This is a genomic window from Streptomyces sp. NPDC005811 (assembly GCF_040630405.1).
Lineage (GTDB): Bacteria > Actinomycetota > Actinomycetes > Streptomycetales > Streptomycetaceae > Streptomyces.
The window spans coordinates 91,739-108,516 of the sequence record NZ_JBEXXK010000030.1 but is presented as its reverse complement, the minus strand read 5'-3'; the positions used below and the strand labels follow the sequence as shown (position 1 = coordinate 108,516).

General features: G+C 71.5%; 15 protein-coding genes and 1 pseudogene. 5 read left to right on the top strand and 11 right to left on the bottom strand.

Translation table 11 applies throughout. The annotated features are described in order from the left end of the window. Positions 1-297 precede the first annotated feature (297 nt). The 3 genes and pseudogenes from ABZ490_RS29715 to ABZ490_RS29705 all read left to right on the top strand — a co-directional run. Positions 298-2,889: a hypothetical protein gene (locus ABZ490_RS29715; protein WP_358996470.1), complete on the top strand. Its 2,592-nt coding sequence runs from the start codon at positions 298-300 to the stop codon at positions 2,887-2,889. Beyond that, positions 2,886-3,725 (top strand): DciA family protein, encoded by an 840-nt coding sequence (locus tag ABZ490_RS29710; RefSeq protein WP_358996467.1) that lies wholly within the window; start codon positions 2,886-2,888, stop codon positions 3,723-3,725. Before ABZ490_RS29715 ends, ABZ490_RS29710 begins: the two co-directional genes overlap by 4 nt. Before the next feature lie 728 nt (positions 3,726-4,453). Next, positions 4,454-4,948 (top strand): annotated as a pseudogene (locus ABZ490_RS29705) (recombinase family protein); the annotation flags it as partial. A 524-nt stretch (positions 4,949-5,472) separates the two neighbouring features. Here the strand turns inward: ABZ490_RS29705 and ABZ490_RS29700 are convergent. The 4 genes from ABZ490_RS29700 to ABZ490_RS29685 all read right to left on the bottom strand — a co-directional run bounded on the left by ABZ490_RS29700 (position 5,473) and on the right by ABZ490_RS29685 (position 7,839). After that, positions 5,473-5,646, bottom strand: a complete 174-nt coding sequence (locus ABZ490_RS29700) for a hypothetical protein (RefSeq protein WP_358996464.1) — start codon at positions 5,644-5,646, stop codon at positions 5,473-5,475. Positions 5,647-5,926: 280 nt separating this feature from the next. After that, a complete protein-coding gene (locus tag ABZ490_RS29695; protein WP_358996462.1) occupies positions 5,927-6,778 on the bottom strand; it encodes a hypothetical protein in 852 nt (283 codons plus the stop codon). 96 nt (positions 6,779-6,874) lie between these two features. Further along, complete coding sequence (locus ABZ490_RS29690; RefSeq protein ID WP_358996459.1) at positions 6,875-7,108, bottom strand: hypothetical protein; 234 nt, start codon at positions 7,106-7,108, stop codon at positions 6,875-6,877. Positions 7,109-7,311: 203 nt separating this feature from the next. After that, a complete protein-coding gene (locus ABZ490_RS29685) occupies positions 7,312-7,839 on the bottom strand; it encodes a hypothetical protein (RefSeq protein WP_358996456.1) in 528 nt (175 codons plus the stop codon). A gap of 9 nt (positions 7,840-7,848) precedes the next feature. On the opposite strand from ABZ490_RS29685, the gene ABZ490_RS29680 reads away from it, so the two are divergent. Together ABZ490_RS29680 and ABZ490_RS29675 are read left to right on the top strand one after the other, a co-directional pair. Then, positions 7,849-8,376 carry a DUF721 domain-containing protein gene (locus ABZ490_RS29680; RefSeq protein WP_358996540.1) on the top strand — a complete coding sequence of 176 codons (528 nt, stop codon included), beginning with the start codon at positions 7,849-7,851 and terminating at the stop codon, positions 8,374-8,376. 183 nt (positions 8,377-8,559) lie between these two features. Beyond that, on the top strand, positions 8,560-9,150 hold the full coding sequence (locus ABZ490_RS29675) for a hypothetical protein (protein WP_358996453.1): 591 nt from the start codon (positions 8,560-8,562) through the stop codon (positions 9,148-9,150). A gap of 18 nt (positions 9,151-9,168) precedes the next feature. Here the strand turns inward: ABZ490_RS29675 and ABZ490_RS29670 are convergent, their stop codons facing one another. The 7 genes from ABZ490_RS29670 to ABZ490_RS29640 form a co-directional block, all read right to left on the bottom strand. Next, positions 9,169-10,263, bottom strand: a complete 1,095-nt coding sequence (locus ABZ490_RS29670) for a PIN domain-containing protein (protein ID WP_358996450.1) — start codon at positions 10,261-10,263, stop codon at positions 9,169-9,171. A 117-nt stretch (positions 10,264-10,380) separates the two neighbouring features. After that, complete coding sequence (locus tag ABZ490_RS29665; RefSeq protein WP_358996448.1) at positions 10,381-11,142, bottom strand: hypothetical protein; 762 nt, start codon at positions 11,140-11,142, stop codon at positions 10,381-10,383. Positions 11,143-11,273: 131 nt separating this feature from the next. Next, complete coding sequence (locus ABZ490_RS29660) at positions 11,274-11,894, bottom strand: hypothetical protein (protein WP_358996445.1); 621 nt, start codon at positions 11,892-11,894, stop codon at positions 11,274-11,276. 303 nt (positions 11,895-12,197) lie between these two features. Then, complete coding sequence (locus ABZ490_RS29655) at positions 12,198-12,629, bottom strand: hypothetical protein (RefSeq protein WP_358996442.1); 432 nt, start codon at positions 12,627-12,629, stop codon at positions 12,198-12,200. Positions 12,630-12,907: 278 nt separating this feature from the next. Next, the gene (locus ABZ490_RS29650) at positions 12,908-13,711 is read right to left on the bottom strand and encodes a class I SAM-dependent methyltransferase (protein WP_358996439.1); all 804 of its coding nucleotides are present in this window, start codon (positions 13,709-13,711) and stop codon (positions 12,908-12,910) included. 41 nt (positions 13,712-13,752) lie between these two features. Further along, positions 13,753-14,613, bottom strand: coding sequence for a phytanoyl-CoA dioxygenase family protein (locus ABZ490_RS29645; protein WP_358996437.1), 861 nt, complete (start codon positions 14,611-14,613; stop codon positions 13,753-13,755). Beyond that, on the bottom strand, positions 14,610-16,775 hold the full coding sequence (locus ABZ490_RS29640) for a phosphoketolase (RefSeq protein WP_358996434.1): 2,166 nt from the start codon (positions 16,773-16,775) through the stop codon (positions 14,610-14,612). The genes ABZ490_RS29645 and ABZ490_RS29640 overlap by 4 nt, the downstream gene beginning before the upstream one ends. Positions 16,776-16,778 lie beyond the last annotated feature (3 nt).

Here is a 16,778-nt window from a genome sequence, read left to right as displayed (position 1 = left end):
GGAGGACGTCGTCATTTTGCACGACCACTTGGGCTTTCGCCAGCCCGCATACGCCCGTTTCATCCTCGTTTGCCCGCCTGTGAAGTCCCGGCTTGAGGGATTTCACAGTCTCATTAGTCCTGTTTGTCGGCCAGTTCGGCTGTCCTCTCGCACGCTTCGCGCTGCAGCGGAGGTCCCTGCCGGAGTCCGGGCTGGCGTTGTCCACAGGTCCGCCGCCGCTCGCTGGAATCTATCCACAGGTGACCTGGTCCATGGTCGCCGGATGGATCATGTTCTGACGTTTTCCCGGGCGGGCCAGTGAGTGCCATCGCGGCGTCGGCCGCTGGCCTGATCAACTTCGCTCGCGGCGGTGTGCCGCGTCGTCGGCTGCGGTCGGTTCCGGCGCAGGCCGGGCCGGTCGTTCCGCTGGAGGTGGGCAACCCGCTCCAGCTGACCGAGACGATGCGCGCCCGGCTCCTTGCCGCGGTGCGCGCCCTGGTGTCCGACCCCGCTCTGGACGGGGCGGGCGACCCGGCGCGCCTGGCGGCGGTGGTGCTGATGGCGAAGGCGAAGGTGGCGACGAACTACCGCGCGACGATCACCGCGAAGGAGCTCGGTCGGTGGGTCGGCCTGAAGCCGTCCCGGATCGCGCACCACGTCCTTCCGCAGCTGCGTGACCGTGGCGTGCTCGGGTCGAACGAGACGGTCAGTGCGGCTGGCCGGGTGACGGGCCTGGAGTGCTGGGTGATCCCGATGTACCGGGCGCAGCACGGCGGGGACCGTCGGCACGTCCTGGCGCTGTCGCGGGTGGAGCTGGTCGTGCTCCTGGCGCTGATCGAGACCCTGTTCGCGCCGGGCTGGAATCACAAGGACGGCCGGACGACTCCGGCCGGGATGCTCGCGGAGCGTACGGGGCGCGGGGCGGCGACCGACCGGCTCGGGCTGCTGCTGATGGTGCTGTCCTCGAACGCGAAGGGCTGGCTGCAGCTGTGCTCGGGCAGCGTGGACACCGAGCGGGGCCGTCCGGCGGCGACGGTGGCGCGGCTGCTGGGCTGCTCGCCGGCGGGCGGGGCGAAGGTGCTCTCCCGGCTCCGGGAGCAGGACGTGCTGTCGGTGGACCGGCGGGAGACAGCGTCGGGGCTGAACGCGCGCAGCCGGGTCCGGATGCTGCCGGTCGCCCAGGCGCACGGGATCGTCGTCCGGGAGGCCCGTGAGGCCGCCGACGCGATGTTTTCAGACCTCGCCGTTACTGCATCCGGAGATCATGAGGCGACGGTGGAGGCTGTGCCCCCTGTGGTTGCTGGGGTTCAGGGCGCCGGGGAGGGCCTGGGGGCCGATTCGGCAGACCGCGCCGATGCTGCACACCTTCACGCCTCTCACGCTTCTGGGGTTACTCCTGGGGGTTCTCTTGCGCTCTCTGGTGGCTTTTCCGGCGAAGGCCGTGGGGGTGAGGGCCGTCGGCCGGAGCATGTGTGCGTGCGCGAGGACCAGGCCGTCGGCGGCGAGGACGCCGCTGCCGCGAGCGAGTCGACGGCGGCGGAGGCCGGCCCACTGCGCGGGGAAAAGCCGAGGGAGTCCCCGGCCGATGAGCGTGAGGGGCAGCAGCCGGCCGCCGTCGCTGCCGGTGCCCGGCCGAAGGCCGCGGGGGGTGGAAAGACGCAGCAGCAGGGGAGGGTGGCCCTCCCGAAGGATCTTGGTGTGCAGGTCGCTCTGGCACCGGTCGCGGGGCTGTGGGAGCGGCTGAACGGCTGGCAGCAGCAGCGTGTTGAGGCGGCTGCGGCGGCGGAGCTCGGGCGGCTGGCGGACCTGCTGATGCTGCCGCGTACGGCCCCGCGGCTGCTGGCGGACCGGCTCACCGACCGGCTGGAGGAGACCGGCGGTGAGGCCCTGGTGAACAGCCCGTTCGGCTGGATCACCCGCAAGGGCCTGGTGCGGCGGCCGGCCTGCTCGGACGTGCGGTGCGACGACGGGATCCGGCTGGACACCGGCGGCGAGTGCGATAACTGCGGCAACGTGATCCACATCCGGCGTGCCCGGCGGGCGAAGATCGCGGCAGATATCGACCGGGAGCTGCCCGGCCTGGGTACCGTCGAGCGGCGCCGGGTCCTCAAGGACCGGCTGCGTGAGTACGCTGCGGCGGAGGCGGAGGACCTCGTGGTGCGCCGTGAGCAGGCCCGCGCGGTGCAGGCCCGCCGGGATGCCGTCCGTGCGGCTGCCCGGGAGCAGGCGGAGCGCGAGCGGCAGGCGGAGGCGGCGGCCGAAGCGGTGCGGCAGGCCATGCCGTGCGCGGACTGCGGGCAGGACCGGTCGGCCGGGCTGTGTGAGGCGTGCGGTTACCGGCGCCGGACCGAGGCGGCGATCGGGGAGGCCGGGATGGTCGCGGCCACCTGGTCCGCCGCGCTGGACGACGCCGGTGACGTTGCCGCCGTCACCGCCCACGTCCGCGCGACGCTGGAAGCGGCCATCAAGGCCACCCACCAGCAGTTCCTGGAGCTGATGGAGCCGGGCGACCTGGAGGCGGACCCCATCGCGGCGGCGTCCGTGCTCGCCTTCAACGCCTTCCAGGCGGTGGAGCAGGCCCTGCCGGAGTACCGCAGCAGCGCCCTCGGGCGGCTTGGCCGGGCCGAGGAAGCGGAGGCGGAAGCCCGGCGGGCGTACAAGACCGAGCAGGGGCGCCGCTGGTACAAGCACAACCCGACCGGTGCGGACGCCGTCGCCGCTGCGACGAAGGCGGCCGACGCCGCCCGGGAGCGCGTGGCCGAGTACCTGCTGGCGACGCGGCTGGAGCAGCTGCGCACGCGGATGGCGGACCGCACCGAGCCGGCTGCCCCCGCGCCGTGGTCGGCCCGGCTGACCGAGCTGGCCACACGCCCGCTGCACGGCGAGACCGCCGGGGCGGTGATCGCGTGAGCGGCGAGCTGAGCGGGGTCGACCTCGCACGCCAGGCCCTGACCGCGGCCCGCGAGGCGGCGAAGAAGAACGGCGGCGCCCGCAAGGAGAAGCCGAAGCGGCGCACCGGCACGGCTGTGCGCCGTGACGGCCGCGATCCGCTCGGGCTCGGTGCGGCGATCGGCATGATGATGACCGAGCGCGGCATGGCCGCCCCGGCCGCCGGCGGCAGCGTCCTCGCTCAGTTCGACGGAATCCTCACCGCGGCCGCGCCCGAACTCGCCGGTCACGCCCGCGCGGTGGCGTTCGACACGGACACCGGCCGCCTGGACGTCGTCGCCGACGCCCCCGCGTACGGCACGAAGCTGCGCTGGAGCGCGCCGAAGCTGATCGAGGCGGCCAACACACAGGTGCCGGGCGCGAACGTGCGCAGCCTCAACGTCCTGGCGCCCGCCAGCGGGGCCAGCGCCGTCACCGCGGCCGCCGGCCCCGACCTGCGTCCGACCATGCCCGCCGGAGCGGTGCGTACCAGGCAGACCGCCTCTGACGGATATCACCGCGCGCTCGCCGCGCACCGGCAGGCCGCCCCGCCGTCCATGGCTGACCCATACATCGCGCAGGCAGTCGAGCGGCAGGCCAGGGCAATGCGTGACGACAGCCGCCACGCGTTCCCCGACAGCACGCCGGAGGACGCTCCGGCCGCGATTGAGACAACCCGTGTCAAGCGCCGCCGCCAGGCTGCGATCACCGAGGCCGCCGCCCTACGACGAGCCCGCGCCGAGCGAGCGCAGCAGCGTGAGGAAGCAGCGGAGATCCCGATGGCAAAGCCGCCCGCTAGCGTGCGAGCGGGGGCATGAGCAGCTGCGCCGAGAGCCGCGAGGACGAAGCACAGGACGTGGAAGTTAGCCTCTGCGCATGTTGAGGGAGGATCAGGACCCCGCCCGCACGGGTGAACCGAGCGACACACCGCAGTGGAAGGCGGCAGCAGCGGACGGGCCTTGGTTCGTGCCGCCGGAGCGTCCGGCCGGACCGCCGCAGTTGGACTTCCCTCCCATCCGCAACGGCGTTGACTATCTCGCCAGCGTCGTCGAGCGCCTGCAAAGCCCACGCGATGGACGCCACCGAGCGGCTCATCGGCGGCACTGTCACCCCGCTCGACAACACGAAGGCATGAGCGTGAACGTCGCTCAGCTCATCGACAACGGCATCCCCTCCAACGAGGCCGGGCCCATCGCCGCCCACTGGAACTCGGTCTACGACTGCATCCGTGAGGAACTCACCCGGCACGTGAAGACCGCGAAGGCGCCCGGGGGTGACCCCGCACGGCTCACGGAACTGCGCCGGGAGCTGGGCCAGCTCGACCGATGCACCCACCGTTCCTGCCCCCAGTCCCCGCCCGGCTTCTCCGCGCACGCCGCCCTGCGCCTGATCCAGGAGGCCCTGCGCTACCTCCCGCTGGAGCTCCAGGGCGACACCCACCGCCTGGCGGCCGTGCTCGCCGACTTGGGCCCGCATCGAGCACGACCGCGTCCAGCGTGCCCGCGCCGCACGGGAGACCGGAGGAGGCCGCCGTGGCTGACCGGGTCTGCCTGCGCCACTCCACGGACAAGCAGACCGACGCCCGGCAGCGGCACGCCCTGGCGGCGCTGCTCGCCGCCGGCGCCCCGGTCTACAACGACCCGGCGACTTCCAGCCGCGTCCTGTCTCTGGACCGCGCGGGCTTCAAGCGCTCCTCGACGAGGCCGCCGTCGGCGACACCGTCCGCATCGCCGACTCGGCCCGCCTCTTCCGCTCCCTCGCCGACGTCCTGGCCCTGCGGCCGGTGCCCATCCGGCGGGGCCTGCACCTCAAGGTGGAGTCGGGTCTGCTCTCCGGGATCGACCTGGCGGCCGACGACCCGGGGACCAAGATGGTCGTCTCCGTGCTCGCGGCTGCGCTGGAGTTCCAGCGCGACATGATCGCGGAGAACACCAAGGCGGGCGTCGCCGCGGCCGAAGCCTCCGGCAAGGTGCTCGGTCGTCCGTCCTCGCTGGACGAGGACCAGGCCGCCGACGTCGTCCAAGCGTACCGCGAGGGCGCCGCCGTCAAGGCCCTCGCCCGGCAGTACGGCACCTCGCCGAAGACGATCCGTCGCGCGCTCGACTCCACCGGCGCCCGCGAGGTCCCCGACGACCTCGGGGTGCTCCTGGAGGACTCCGTCGACGACGACCAGGAGCAGGCGCCCGACGACCTCACGGTGTCCGTCGACGTCCCCGGCCTGGTTGCCAAGCACCTGCTGACAGGCGAGGAGGAGAAAATCCGCGAAGCGCTGCGCGACGGCCGGACCATCCGCCGGGGACAGGGCTACTCCGTGCGCGTCACGGCCCCGCTGAGCCTGCACCAGACGATGATTGAGCAGTCCTCCGCCACCCTGATGAAGTCGCCAGCAGGCCGGAAGGCTCACCGCCTCCACTCCAACCGGGTCCTCGCCCTGTGGGTCCCTCCGCCACTCGGCGGCCAGGCTGAGCCGGGCGCGCAACGGTGGCAGAGGCGCGGGGGAGAGCCAGTAGGAGGAGACGGGCGGACGTGGGACCGCTGCGAGAGTCGCGGGCGACCCATGCGGGCTCAGCGGAGGGCGATCGGGACGACGATCGCGGCCATGGCGGCCACAGCGGCGATGCCGATACCCATCGGACCGCGGGCGGCGGGGTGCCGGTACGCCAGATACGCGAGGGCGCCGGGGACGAGGACGAAGGCCAGGCCGAGCAGGACGGCGACGAGCAGGGCGAGCGTGGACACGGCGGGTCTCTCCCGTGGATTCGGGCATGCGCTTCTCGCATGCGGAGTGGAGCGTGGACGGGTCTCACCCCTTGTGTCGCGGGGTGAGACTCCGACAGGGCCGGGAGTGTGCGGGAGCGGGAGGTAAGCCACGCAAGTCCGCGTGGGCAGACGAGTGGTGGAGCCCGCCGCCAATCGCCTGGACGGGCCCTGAGCTGTGCGTTCAGTGCGTTCAGGCAGCGGGCGCCGGACGTGGGTCGCTGGTGGGCTAGCCGCGCAACCAGGGTCCGCGTGACAAGAGTCACGGACGCGGCATGGGCGATCCCGCCCGGCCGAAGGGGTCTGAGCCTGTGTCAGGAGGCCGGGGGAGTGGGTCGGCGCTGGGCTGCGCGGCGGCGTTGTTCGGCGACAAGCCGATTGACCTTGCGTCGCACCCGTTCGCCGAAGCCGTCCGGGTGGGCGGCGCCAGCGGCGGCCGCGGCCTCGGTCCAGGTGGTTCCCTCGCCGTCGGCGTACGCGAGGACGACCGCGCGCTCGGCCGGTCGAGCCCGCGCAGCACGGTGTTGAGCCGCTCGTCGGCGAAGACCCCGCCCGTGGTGTGGGCGAGCAGGTCGACGTCCGGGGCGACCAGGTCGTACAGCGACAGCCCGCCGAGGTCGGCGTCCAGGGAGAGCACCCGCCCGTGCCGGGTCCGGCGCCGCCAGAGCGGCACCTCTTGCCGGTGCTTCCTACGGGCTTGCGCCTTGAGCGCACCGAGCGCGGTCACCGGCAGCTGCCCGTTCTCCCACAGCGGATCGCTCCAGTCCCCGACCAGCGCGGCCCTCAGCGCATCCCGCCATTGGGCGCCGCGTGGCAGTACGAGGACATCCTTGGCAATACCGTCCAGGTCGTAGGGCATGATCATTCCGCCGATGGCCTGCTGGCTGCTCGCCAGCAGGCCCACCAGCTCCCGAGAGGCGGGCAGCGATCCGGGCGGACACTCGGTGCTGCGTCCCGAGTCGTCGAAGAGGCGGGCTCCCCCGTCAACGCAGAGGATCGTCACATCGCCCATTGCAGAGGTCACCACCGGGGGGCGCGGGGCGTAGTAGTTACCAGGGCCCCAGACGGCTTTGTCCATGGGCTGGTAGGGCTCATAGAGATAGTGCCTCGTCATGCCGGTGCGCTCCTTCGGGTGTTAGTGCTTTCCTTTCTCGGTCCCGGGAAGCGGGGGCACCGGCAATGAATCTTGCCCGCACTGGTGTGATCCGGGTCACGGCGCGGGGGTGGGGGTGTCCTGCGGGGCGAGCAGGGTGGCGAACTCGCGGGCGTGGGCGGCGCGGTCGCGGGCCTGTGCGGCGGCGCTGCGGTGGGCCTCGGCGTGGTCGGGTTCGAGGACGGCGAGTTCGTAGTGCCGCTCGGCGCTCTCCTCGCGCAGCTCGGCCAGGCCCCGCAGGGCTGCGGCGCGCTCGGCGGGCTCGGCGCCGTCGCGGGCCAACAGGTGCACGTGGTCCTGGCGGCGGGTCTCGGCGGCGGCCAGCCTGGCGAGGCGGGCCCGGATGGTGACGGCCCGTTCGCGGCGGGCCCGTGCGGCGGCCTCGGCGCCGGGGAAGCGGACCGCGTTCAGGGCGCGGCTGAAGGTGTCGGCGGGCCGGTCGTCCGCGAACCGGGCGTAGGCGACGTCGAGGCCGCGCGCGGCGCCGAGGGCACTCAGGCCGTGCTAGCTGGCCCGGCGCGGCGGCCGGCGGCGGCCCAGGCGGCGACGTGCGGGCCCCACCGTTCCTGGGCGGCCTGCCGGGTGATCCCGGCGGCCGCGCCGATCTCGGTCCAGGTGGCGCCGTCCTCGCGGTCGGCGACCCCGGCCTGGGCGATGAGCAGGTCCAGGCGGGCGCGCAGGGCGAGCGCGCGGCGGACCCGCTCGCCGGGCGGCACGGCGGCGGTGCCGTCGTCGTCGGGGTGGGCGAGGAGGTCGTAGGCGAGGTCGCCCAGTGCCCGGGCGCGCAGGCCGTAGGCGACGTGGGCCTCGTCCGCGCCGGCCGCCGCGGCGATGTTCGCGAGTTCCGCGATCCCGGCGACCGCGTCCTGGCCGACCCTGAGCGGGCGGACCCAGACCAGCCCGACCAGCTCACCGCGCACCAGCGGCATCATCAACGGGCGCGGCACAACTCCCTCACCCAGCGAGGCGATGTACGTCTTCTTCGCGACGCCGACCAGCCCGTCCCACATCCGTGCTTCCACGGGAGCCCCCTGCCGTCCGCTGATCCGATCACCGCACCCTGCGGATCAGGTTCCGGGAACGTCGCTGTCGGGCTGTCGCTCGAGGCGGCGGAGCAGCAGTTCCGCGCGGATGAGTGCGGCAATGCTGGTGAGCTGACCGAGCGGACCTGGGAGCTCCCGGCCGCCGGTGCCACCCTGCGCGAGCGGTGGGAGGCCATCGCCCCCGAGCTCGTCGGGCACGTCTTCGCCGTCGGCTATGACCCGGACTCCGGCCAGCTCACAGTGTGCCCGGAGTCGTCGGCCTGGGCGACGAAGACCCGGCTGGTACAGGCCCGGATCATTGCGGCCGCCAACGCGTCGGCCGGCCGAACGGTCGTGCGCGGCCTGCGGATCCCCGCGCCGGGCTCCGTACCTGCACCCGCACCCGACGACTTCCAGGCCCCAGAGGCGGCCAAGGGCTTCGAAGACACGGGAGTTGGCCAGCGACGGCTACCACCGTGCCCTCGCCACCCGCCGAGAGGCAGCCCCGCCCACCTGGCTGACCCGGACATCGCGTAGGCAGTCGAGCGGCAGACCCGCGCGACGCGCGAACTGAGTGCCCGTGCGTTCACCGACCCTGACGAGGCGTCGGTCTCGATCGTGGCGGCCCGCACTCAGCGCCGCCGCGACGCCGAGAGCCGAGGCCGTGAAGTTCAGACGCGCGGTAACGTTCCGCTCGGAGATCGGCAGGGCGGGGAACCCGTGAATACTGAAGTCGTCGTGGCTATCGTCAGCGCTGGGGTCAGCGCCTTGGCAGCAGGGATTGCGGTCTGGCAGGCGCTAGTCGCAAAGGGGCAGGCACGGACTGCGGAGGACTCCGCGCTGTCCGCTCGTCGGCAGGCTGATGCAGCTGAAGCACAGGTCCAGCTCATGCAGCGGCAGATCGACGGTGAGGAGGCAGAACGACACGATGCCAGGGGCCCGATCTTCAAGTTGATTGGCCACTGGATCGATGAAGATCAGTGGGGGCAGCGCAGAGCGAAGTTTCAACTCGTGCAAGAAAGCGGTCCGGCGCTGTCCAGTGTGTCGGTGACCGTATCCGGAGATTACGTCGACGGCATTCGGCCGGACCCAGATGAGTTGGCCGCCCAGTCGTCTCTAAATCTTGGCGAAAGCTCAGCCGGGGCTGTTCTGCAACTCTGTGTCGGCATCGAGTATCAACACGTCTCACCTGTCCAGGTCGCGGTCCGCATCGACTGCGCTGCTCGGGATAGTGATTCAACTTGGACTCGCGATCTTGCTGATAACGTTCAGCAGCGTCCAGCGACGATGCGGACCCTTCGCCGACGCTGAACCAGCTAGAAGGGCGGATCATTCGATACGAGGCAGCGTCACCTCAATGGGGCCGAGTGTAATTTCGTCGCGCTGATGAGTCGTCTCTTCGACGACAATCGGCCCGTGAGAGACAACCTCGGCTGAATGAGCCTTGCCATCTTCAAGCTCCAGAAGAGTAGTCGCTTCGAATCGAAATCTGACTTTGGCAATTCGGGGCCAGGAGATGCCGTCTTCGACGGCGCGGTATTGATAGGTCTTGGTGCCTCGGCAAACCATTTGGGCACTCACCCAGATACGACCATCGACCTCATAAGCCTTGTGACGAAGGACGCGCGACTCGTCCAGTCTCAGGCCCTGGGACGTAAAGCCGTGAGTAGCTCCGGAACCGACGGGAAGCAGAGTCATGAAGAGGTCAGGCCCACGCATCGCGATGTGCACGGCGTGCGCGACGAGGTTGCTCTTGAGTAGATTCTCCAAGTCCTCTGGAGCTTTGGCTGGTGTTGCAAGCTCTGTGAGCAGCTGATCGATGCCGCCGCTGATCAGCCTCAGCCGACCGGCGTTCTCGCCGAGCTTGGCCTGCGCCTCGCTGCGGAGGACGTCATGAAAGTCGCTCTTGTCATCGTTGCCAAAGTCACGGTCCATCGAGACAAACCAAATGCCTTCGTCAGCTTGGGCCGCCGTTTCAAGGAGGGTCAGCCAAATGAGGGCATCTCGGGCGCCGTGAGCCTTCACGGGTTTACCCTCGTTGTCTACCCATACCTGCTCAGCGGGTGCACGCCTATTGGCCTCACGAGCTAGGGCTTCGTCCGCAGCTCCCGGCGGGTTGGGGAGGAGAGTGAAACTTTCTTCCAATTCGGCACGTCGTTTCTGCGCTGCGTCCTCAGCGGACAGGGCCGCGACAGGTTCCGTCAAGTCTTGGCCGAATGCCTTTCCGAGCGTACTCAGCGCCTTTCGAGCAAGACTGAGGGACTGCTCAACCTCATGCTGGTGATGAGCCACATGCTCGACCACCACCATCTCCGGGAGGGCAAGCGTGTGCCCACCAAGCACGGCGATCTTGCGGAGCATGCCGAGAACTGTGCCGTGGGGGAAAGCAGCATGACGCAGTTGGTTGGTGTCCAGGACAATCACGAGGTCTCCCCAGGAGTTGCAGCACTGGTGCGCACGGCGACTGGCTGAAGGATGGCATGCCGAGGTCAACTGCGTTGGTCTGTCGCACGACTTCGGCGTCGAGCTGAGCAAGCTTCTCTACCGCGGCACCATCGTGGCGACCCCGGAGCGATGCTGCTCAGTGCGGCGGAGTTGTTCGGCGGCGAGTCGCTTGGTCTTGCGCCGGACCCGTTCGCCGAAGGCCTCCGGGGCGGTGGCGCCGGCGTGCGCGGCGGCCTCCGTCCAGGTGGTGCCCTCGCCTTCGGAGTAGGCGAAGACGACCGCGCGTTCGGCCGGGTCAAGCCCGCGCAGCACGCGTGTGAGCCGCTCGTCCTCGAACACCCCGCCCGTGGTGTGCGCGAGCAGGTCGACGTCCGGGGCGACCAGGTCGTACAGCGACAGCCCGCCGAGGTCGGCGTCCAGGGAGAGCACCCGCCCGTGCCGGGTCCGGCGTCGCCACAGTGGCACCAGCTGCCGGTGCACCGTGCGGGCCTCGGACCGCAACGTGCTCACGGCCGTATGGGTGAGGTGCCCGCCCTCCCACAGGGGATCGGTCCAACTGCCCATCAACGCCGTTTCCATGGCTTCGTCCCACCTCTTGCTGCGCGGCAACACCAGCGTGTTGGAGACGCCGACGGCTGCCCCGGGCATTCCGGTGCGGAAGAGGAAGAGACGGAACAGGCTGTCGCCGGCCGGTGTGCTCTGGGGCAGGTTGCTGAACTGCTGGTCGGCCTGGAACAGGCGAAGGTCGTCGCCGATCGAGACCACCACGGCGTCCCCGGTCCCCGCCCTGCCCGGGGGACGGTCGACCCAAGCAAAGTCGTGAGGGACCCGGTAGGGGCGGTAGCGGGGGACGTTCATCAACGTGCCCTCCTTAGCGACTGCGGGCCTTTCACTTTCTCGGCCCCAGGCGGAGGCCCGACCGGCAAAGAATTCCGGAGAGTTTTGGTGTGATCGCGCACACGGGGGCTGGTAGCGGCGAGGCAGTGGGATCAGACCGGCGCAGTTCGGCACTGTTCGGTGCGGCGGCGCTGTTCGGCGGCGAGCCGCTTGGCCTTGCGGCGCACCCGTTCGCCGAAGGCGTCCGGATTGGCGCTGCCGACGGCGGCCGCGGCCTCGGTCCAGGTGGCGCCCGCGCCCTCGGCGTACGCGAAGACCACCGCCCGCTCGGCCGGATCGAGGCCGCGCAGCACAGTGTTCAGCCGCTCGTCCTCGACCACTCCACCTGCGGTATGGGTGAGCCGGTCGAGGTCGGCGACGACCAGGTTGTACAGCGACAGCCCGTCGCCGATGGGGGCGTCCAGGGAGAGCACCCGCCCGTGCCGGGTGCGACGCCGCCACAGTGGGGTGAGCTGCCGATGCTGGGCGCGGGTGTCGGCCCTCGCGGCGCCGAGGGCGGAGGAGGGCACGTACCCGGTGCTGAACAGGTCGTGGCTCAAAGTGAGCAAGGGCATCGTGACCGCTTCCCGCCAGCGTTCGTCGCGCGGCAGCGCAAGGACCTTCAAGGCCTCGTCGTGGCTCCAGGCGACCCCAATCCCCGCGCTGAGCCCCACCGCCACGCTTACCAGAATGATCAGATCGGTGGTGTGCGGTTGCTGGGGTGCGACGGTCATGGCGGACGCCTGCTTCGGGTCTCGCGGGACCAGGCGGACGCCGTCGTGCACGGTCCAGATCGTGTCGGACCTTCGTTCCGGCGGCACCAACGGGTGACGCCGCCCATCCGTCTCTCTCCCGGGTTCACTCACTAGCGGCGGGCTACCCCCCCAATACCAGGTACAGGACGCGGGGGAGGGTTCGGGCTGCGGAGTGTGGTCGTTCACGGCAAGGTGCTCCTTCGGCGTCCTGCGGGTCCGCCTATCGGTCCCGGCGCGTGGCCCCAGCGGCAATGAATCATGGACGCTTTGATGTGATGCCCGTCACTCGGCCGAGGCGGTGTCCTGGAGGTGGAGGAGGGCGGCGAACTCGCGGTCGTGGGCGGCGAGGTCGCGGGCCTGCGCCGCGGCGGCGCTGTGGGTGTCGGCGTGGTCGCGCTCTGCGAGGTGGCACAGGGCCGCGGCGCGGGCGGCGGCCTCGGCGCCGTCGCGGGTGAGGCGGTGCAGGTCGCCCTGGCGGCGGTCCTCGGTGGCGGCCAGCGCGGCGAGGCGGGCCCGCACGGTGACGGCGCGCTCGCGGCGGGCCCGTGCGGCGGCCTCGACGCCGGGGAAGCGGACCGCGTCCAGGACGCGGCTGAACGCGCCGTTCGGCTCGGTGCCCTCGAAGCGGGCGTAGGCGAGGTCAAGGCTGGTCGCGGCACCCAGGGCGTTCAGCGGTCCGTCTCCAGCGCCAGCCCCAGGACGTGGTTCGCACACGCAGGATAGCCGCCCACCTGCACGAGTGTTCGATCCCTGTGGTCGTCCGTGTGCGGCTGGCAGATTTGGCGCACCCGCCTGGTCGCGGCCGAGCCGGGGGCGCGTCCCGCTCGAGGACCCGTTCTGGTACTTCAAACAGCGGCTGGGCTCATGACGATGGCCTAGACCGAAGCCTAGGCCACCGTCATACCGGGGATCCGCAGGTCGGGCCCTACAACGAGGGGCGGGTTGGCCCACACCGCCCTCGCAGAGGAGGCCCGGTTCGGGCGCACGAGTCGTCACGGGCGCTTGGCGATGATGGCTTCCGTCCGTACGAGCTCGTCCAAGGTGCCCGTCGGGCTGAACTCGGTCAGGGCGCGGCGTACGTCGCGCTCGAAGGCGTCCTTCTGGTCGCCGAGCTGGGCGGGGCTGGAGTAGCTGTAGGAGAACTGCAGGCCGATGACCTCGTCCAGGGTGCGGGTGACGGTGCGGTCCCAGCGTGCGGTCTCGACATTGGAGAAGGGGCTGCGGGCCAGCACGTCCTGGTGGCGTTCCTTGGGGTGGGAGTACGTGCCGGACCCGGCGCGGCGCTCGGCGCCGAGGTAGTGGGTGCGGACGTCGGCGATGACCTGGAGCCAGGGGGCGGGGTCGACGTCGCCGGGGGCGCCGCCGGAGGCGAGGACGACGGCTCCGTCCGGCTCGATGAGCTGGTCGAGGTCGCGCAGGGTCTGGTCGCGGTCCATCCAGTGGAAGGCCGCGCCCATCACGGTCAGCAGGACCGGGTCCAGGCCCATGCCGGGCAGGGTGGTGGAGTCGCCCTCGACCCAGTCGATGTTGGTGAGGTCCTGCTCGGCGGCGAGTTTGCGGCCCTCGTCGAGCATGCCGGGCTCGGGGTCGATGGCGGTGACGTGGCCGACGAGCCGGGCCAGGGGGAGGGCGAGCACGCCGGTGCCGGTGCCCAGGTCCAGGATGCGCTGGGTGCCGTCGAGGGCGAACCGCGCGGCGAGCATGTCGTACATGGCGCGGTCGTAGCCGGGGCGGTAGCGCGCGTAGTAGGGCGCGGTGGAGATGAACAGCTCGTGGGGCGTGCGGGCGGCGGTCATCGGGGTGCTTCTCTCTTTCGGGTCGTGGGTCTGCGGCGGTGTCATCCTGGCGAACGAGCCGGGGGCGGGATGAGGTGTTCCCACCAGGTGCGCAGGGGCGCGGCGCCGGCGCCTTCGTGCGCGATGGAGCCGTCGGGGTGCCGGTCCGGTTGTCCCAGCAGTTGACGTTCGATGTCGTCGAGGTCCTCGCGTTGCAGGAGTTCGGGGGCGGGGTCGTCGATGGGGGCGAGCCAGCGGTAGCCGTACTGCATCATGACCGCGAGGCGGGGGCGGCCGGAGGTGTTCAGGCCACCGGCGTGCCAGAGGCGGTTCTCGAACAGCATGACGTCGTACGGTCCGACGTCGGGGGTGATGGCGTCGGGCGGGTCGATGGCTCCGGCGGGGACGGTGACCGGGCCGGTGCGGGTGTGGCTGGCGGGCACGACCATGGTGATGCCGGCGTCCGGGGTGGGGTCGCTGAGGAAGTAGGCGGCCTTGATCGCCATGCGGCGGACGGAGTGGATGCCGAGGTCGCGGGTGGCGGTGCTCATGTCGCGGTGCCAGCCGTGCCGTTCGGGCACGCGGATGGTCCGCGGGGTGCCGGGCGCGGTGGAGGGGAGGTGGATGAGGTTGCTCGACATCAGGTAGACGTTCGTGCTCAGCAGGGCCACGACGACGGGCAGCACGGTCGGGTTGGCGACCAGCGGCAGGAACGTGTCGTCCAGGATGCCGCGGAAGCCGTCCTTGCCGTCGGCGCTGCGGTCTCGCCCGGTCAGCCGGTCGCTGGCGATCATGCGCGTTGCCGCGGCGGCGGCCTGCTCGCGCCACTCGGGTGTGATGGCGTCGCGCAGGACGACGTATCCGTTGCGTTCGAAGGCGCTGAGAACGTCTGGATCCGGTGGGGATGCTTTGTCGGAGATCATGCGCTGCTCCTGGTGAGGAGGCGCGCGGCCCGGGCGCACAGTGTGGTGGCGGAGAGGCCGCACTGTTCGAGCAGGTCCTCGGCGGTGAGGGGGCGGCCGGGTTCCTGGTAGCCGACGACGTCGAAGCGGTGGGCTTCGCTGCGGGCGGCGAGGAGCGCGCGGACGGTGCCGGTGTACGTGGGGACGGCCATCAGGACGGGGGTGGTGTCCCCGAACAAGCGGGTGAATGCGCTCTCACTGAGAGCGTACGGCCGGCGGGGAGCCGGGCCGAGTACGGCGAGATCGTTGACGTGGACGTAGCGGATCCTGGTGTCGGGGTGCGACCGGCGCAGCGTGGCGACGGCGGCCGACATCTCGCGGGCCGGGACGTCGCCGGCCGAGGCGAGGACGATGTCCGGGATCCCGCGGTGGCTCAGGTGGGGCCAGACGGCGGCGCCGTCGGTGAGCTCCTCGCGGAAGAGGTCGGGCGGGAACGCGGTGCCGGGGTGTTTGTCGGTGATCAGGACGTTGACCCGGTCGCGGCTGGCGAGCATCACGGACAGGACGGCCGCGGCCCGCGTCGCGTCGGCCGGGGTGTAGACGTGGACGGAGCCGTCCTCGGTGTCCAGCAGGGACGAGGCCAGGCCGGGGTTTTGGTGCGTGTACGTGTTGCGCCAGGCCAGCGAGGTGATCAGGTAGTTGACCGAGGGCAGCCCGCTGTGCCCGGCGAGGTGGCGCAGGCGCCGGTGCTTGAGGTGCTGGGCGAACAGAGACGTGTTGACCGCGGCGAAGGCTTCGTACGTGGCGAGCAGGGCGTCGCGGCCGGTCTCGGTGTACCCCTGGAGCCAGCTGTGGCAGATCTCCTCGTTGAGGATCTCGACGGCCCAGGCCGACGGTGATCCGGCGTCCGAGAGCCGGAGGCGGTTGGAGGCGATCTCGTCCGGGCTGAACAGACGGAACGTTCCGTGGGCCGCGCGCTCGCGGATGGCCGCGGAGACGTTGAGCCGGGACCTCGACTTGCGGACCGCCGGCACGGCGGGGGGCGGTGCCGGCGGCGGCTCGGCCGGGAGGCCGGGCAGGGCCTGGCGGACCAGGTCGGTGGGGCGTCCCTGGGTGGTGAACAGTTCGGTCGGCCGGTAGGAGCCGAGCCACGCCGTCAGCGCCGCGAACTCGGCGTCGGTGTGGGCCGGGCTTTTCAGCGGGGTCTTGTGGACGGCCGGGGTTCCCGCGATCCGTCGTCCGGCCACTTGCTCGGGGCCGGTGTGTCCCTTGGGCATGGTCAGCACGATCACGGGCTGCGGCCCGGCTGCCCCCAGCGGCCACAGCTGGTCCAGGGCGTCGCCCAGCAGCCGGCGGAAGGCGGGCAGGTCGGTTCCGTCGTCGATCAGGGGCGTGTACCCGAGGCCGGTGAAGTACGCGCGGATCTCGTCTGTGCTCATGGCGGCGAGCAGGGAGGGGCCGCCCATCTTCAGGCCGTTGGCCAGCACGACGGGCAGCACCGCGCCGTGGTGGCCGCTGCCGACCAGGGCGCGGCGGGCGAGCCAGGCCGCGGCGGTCGCGCCGGTCTCCAGTTCGCCGTCGCCGATGAGCGGGACGACGAGGCGGTGCGGGGCGTCGAGGGCCATGCCCTGCGCGATGGCGAGCGCGGGCCCGAGCTGGCCGCCGGTGTGCCGTACGCCGGGGATGAGCGGGGTGATCTCTCCGCCGAACCGTTCGGTGTGCGGGAAGCCGGTGATCAGGGCCCGCAGGTCGGGCATCGACCAGCCGGGCTGTTTCCCGGCAAGGTGCAGGGTGCCGTTGAGGTAGGCGTGTGCGAGTGCGGACGGTCCGGCGTGCCCGGCGCCGTGCAGGACGAGCAGTTCGGAGCCGGTGGGCCGGGATGCGGTCAGGGGGCCGAGGTGGGCGAGGAGGTAGTTGACGGGTGGGCAGACTCCCCAGTGGCCGGTGGGCTGCTCCTTGAGGTCGCTCGTGCGGAGCGGGCGGGCGAGGCGGGGGTTGTCGAGGAGGTAGAGCTGGGCGGCCGAGAGGTAGTTCAGGGCGCGCCAGAAGGCGTCGATGGCCTGGTCGGGTACGGCGTCGGCGGCGTGGCGGGCTGCGAGGGGCCAGTCGGGAAGGCCCGGCAGCGGGCTGGCCGGCGGGGGTGGCCCCGGGGCGATGCCCGGGGCCAGGTCGGTGGTGGTCATGTA

Coding starts and splice junctions, on each gene's coding strand:
- ABZ490_RS29640 (WP_358996434.1), bottom strand. CDS start 16,775: ATGACCACCACCGACCTGGCCCCGGGCATCGCCCCGGGGCCACCCCCG.
- ABZ490_RS29645 (WP_358996437.1), bottom strand. CDS start 14,613: ATGATCTCCGACAAAGCATCCCCACCGGATCCAGACGTTCTCAGCGCC.
- ABZ490_RS29695 (WP_358996462.1), bottom strand. CDS start 6,778: ATGACGAGGCACTATCTCTATGAGCCCTACCAGCCCATGGACAAAGCC.
- ABZ490_RS29660 (WP_358996445.1), bottom strand. CDS start 11,894: ATGACCGTCGCACCCCAGCAACCGCACACCACCGATCTGATCATTCTG.
- ABZ490_RS29650 (WP_358996439.1), bottom strand. CDS start 13,711: ATGACCGCCGCCCGCACGCCCCACGAGCTGTTCATCTCCACCGCGCCC.
- ABZ490_RS29665 (WP_358996448.1), bottom strand. CDS start 11,142: ATGAACGTCCCCCGCTACCGCCCCTACCGGGTCCCTCACGACTTTGCT.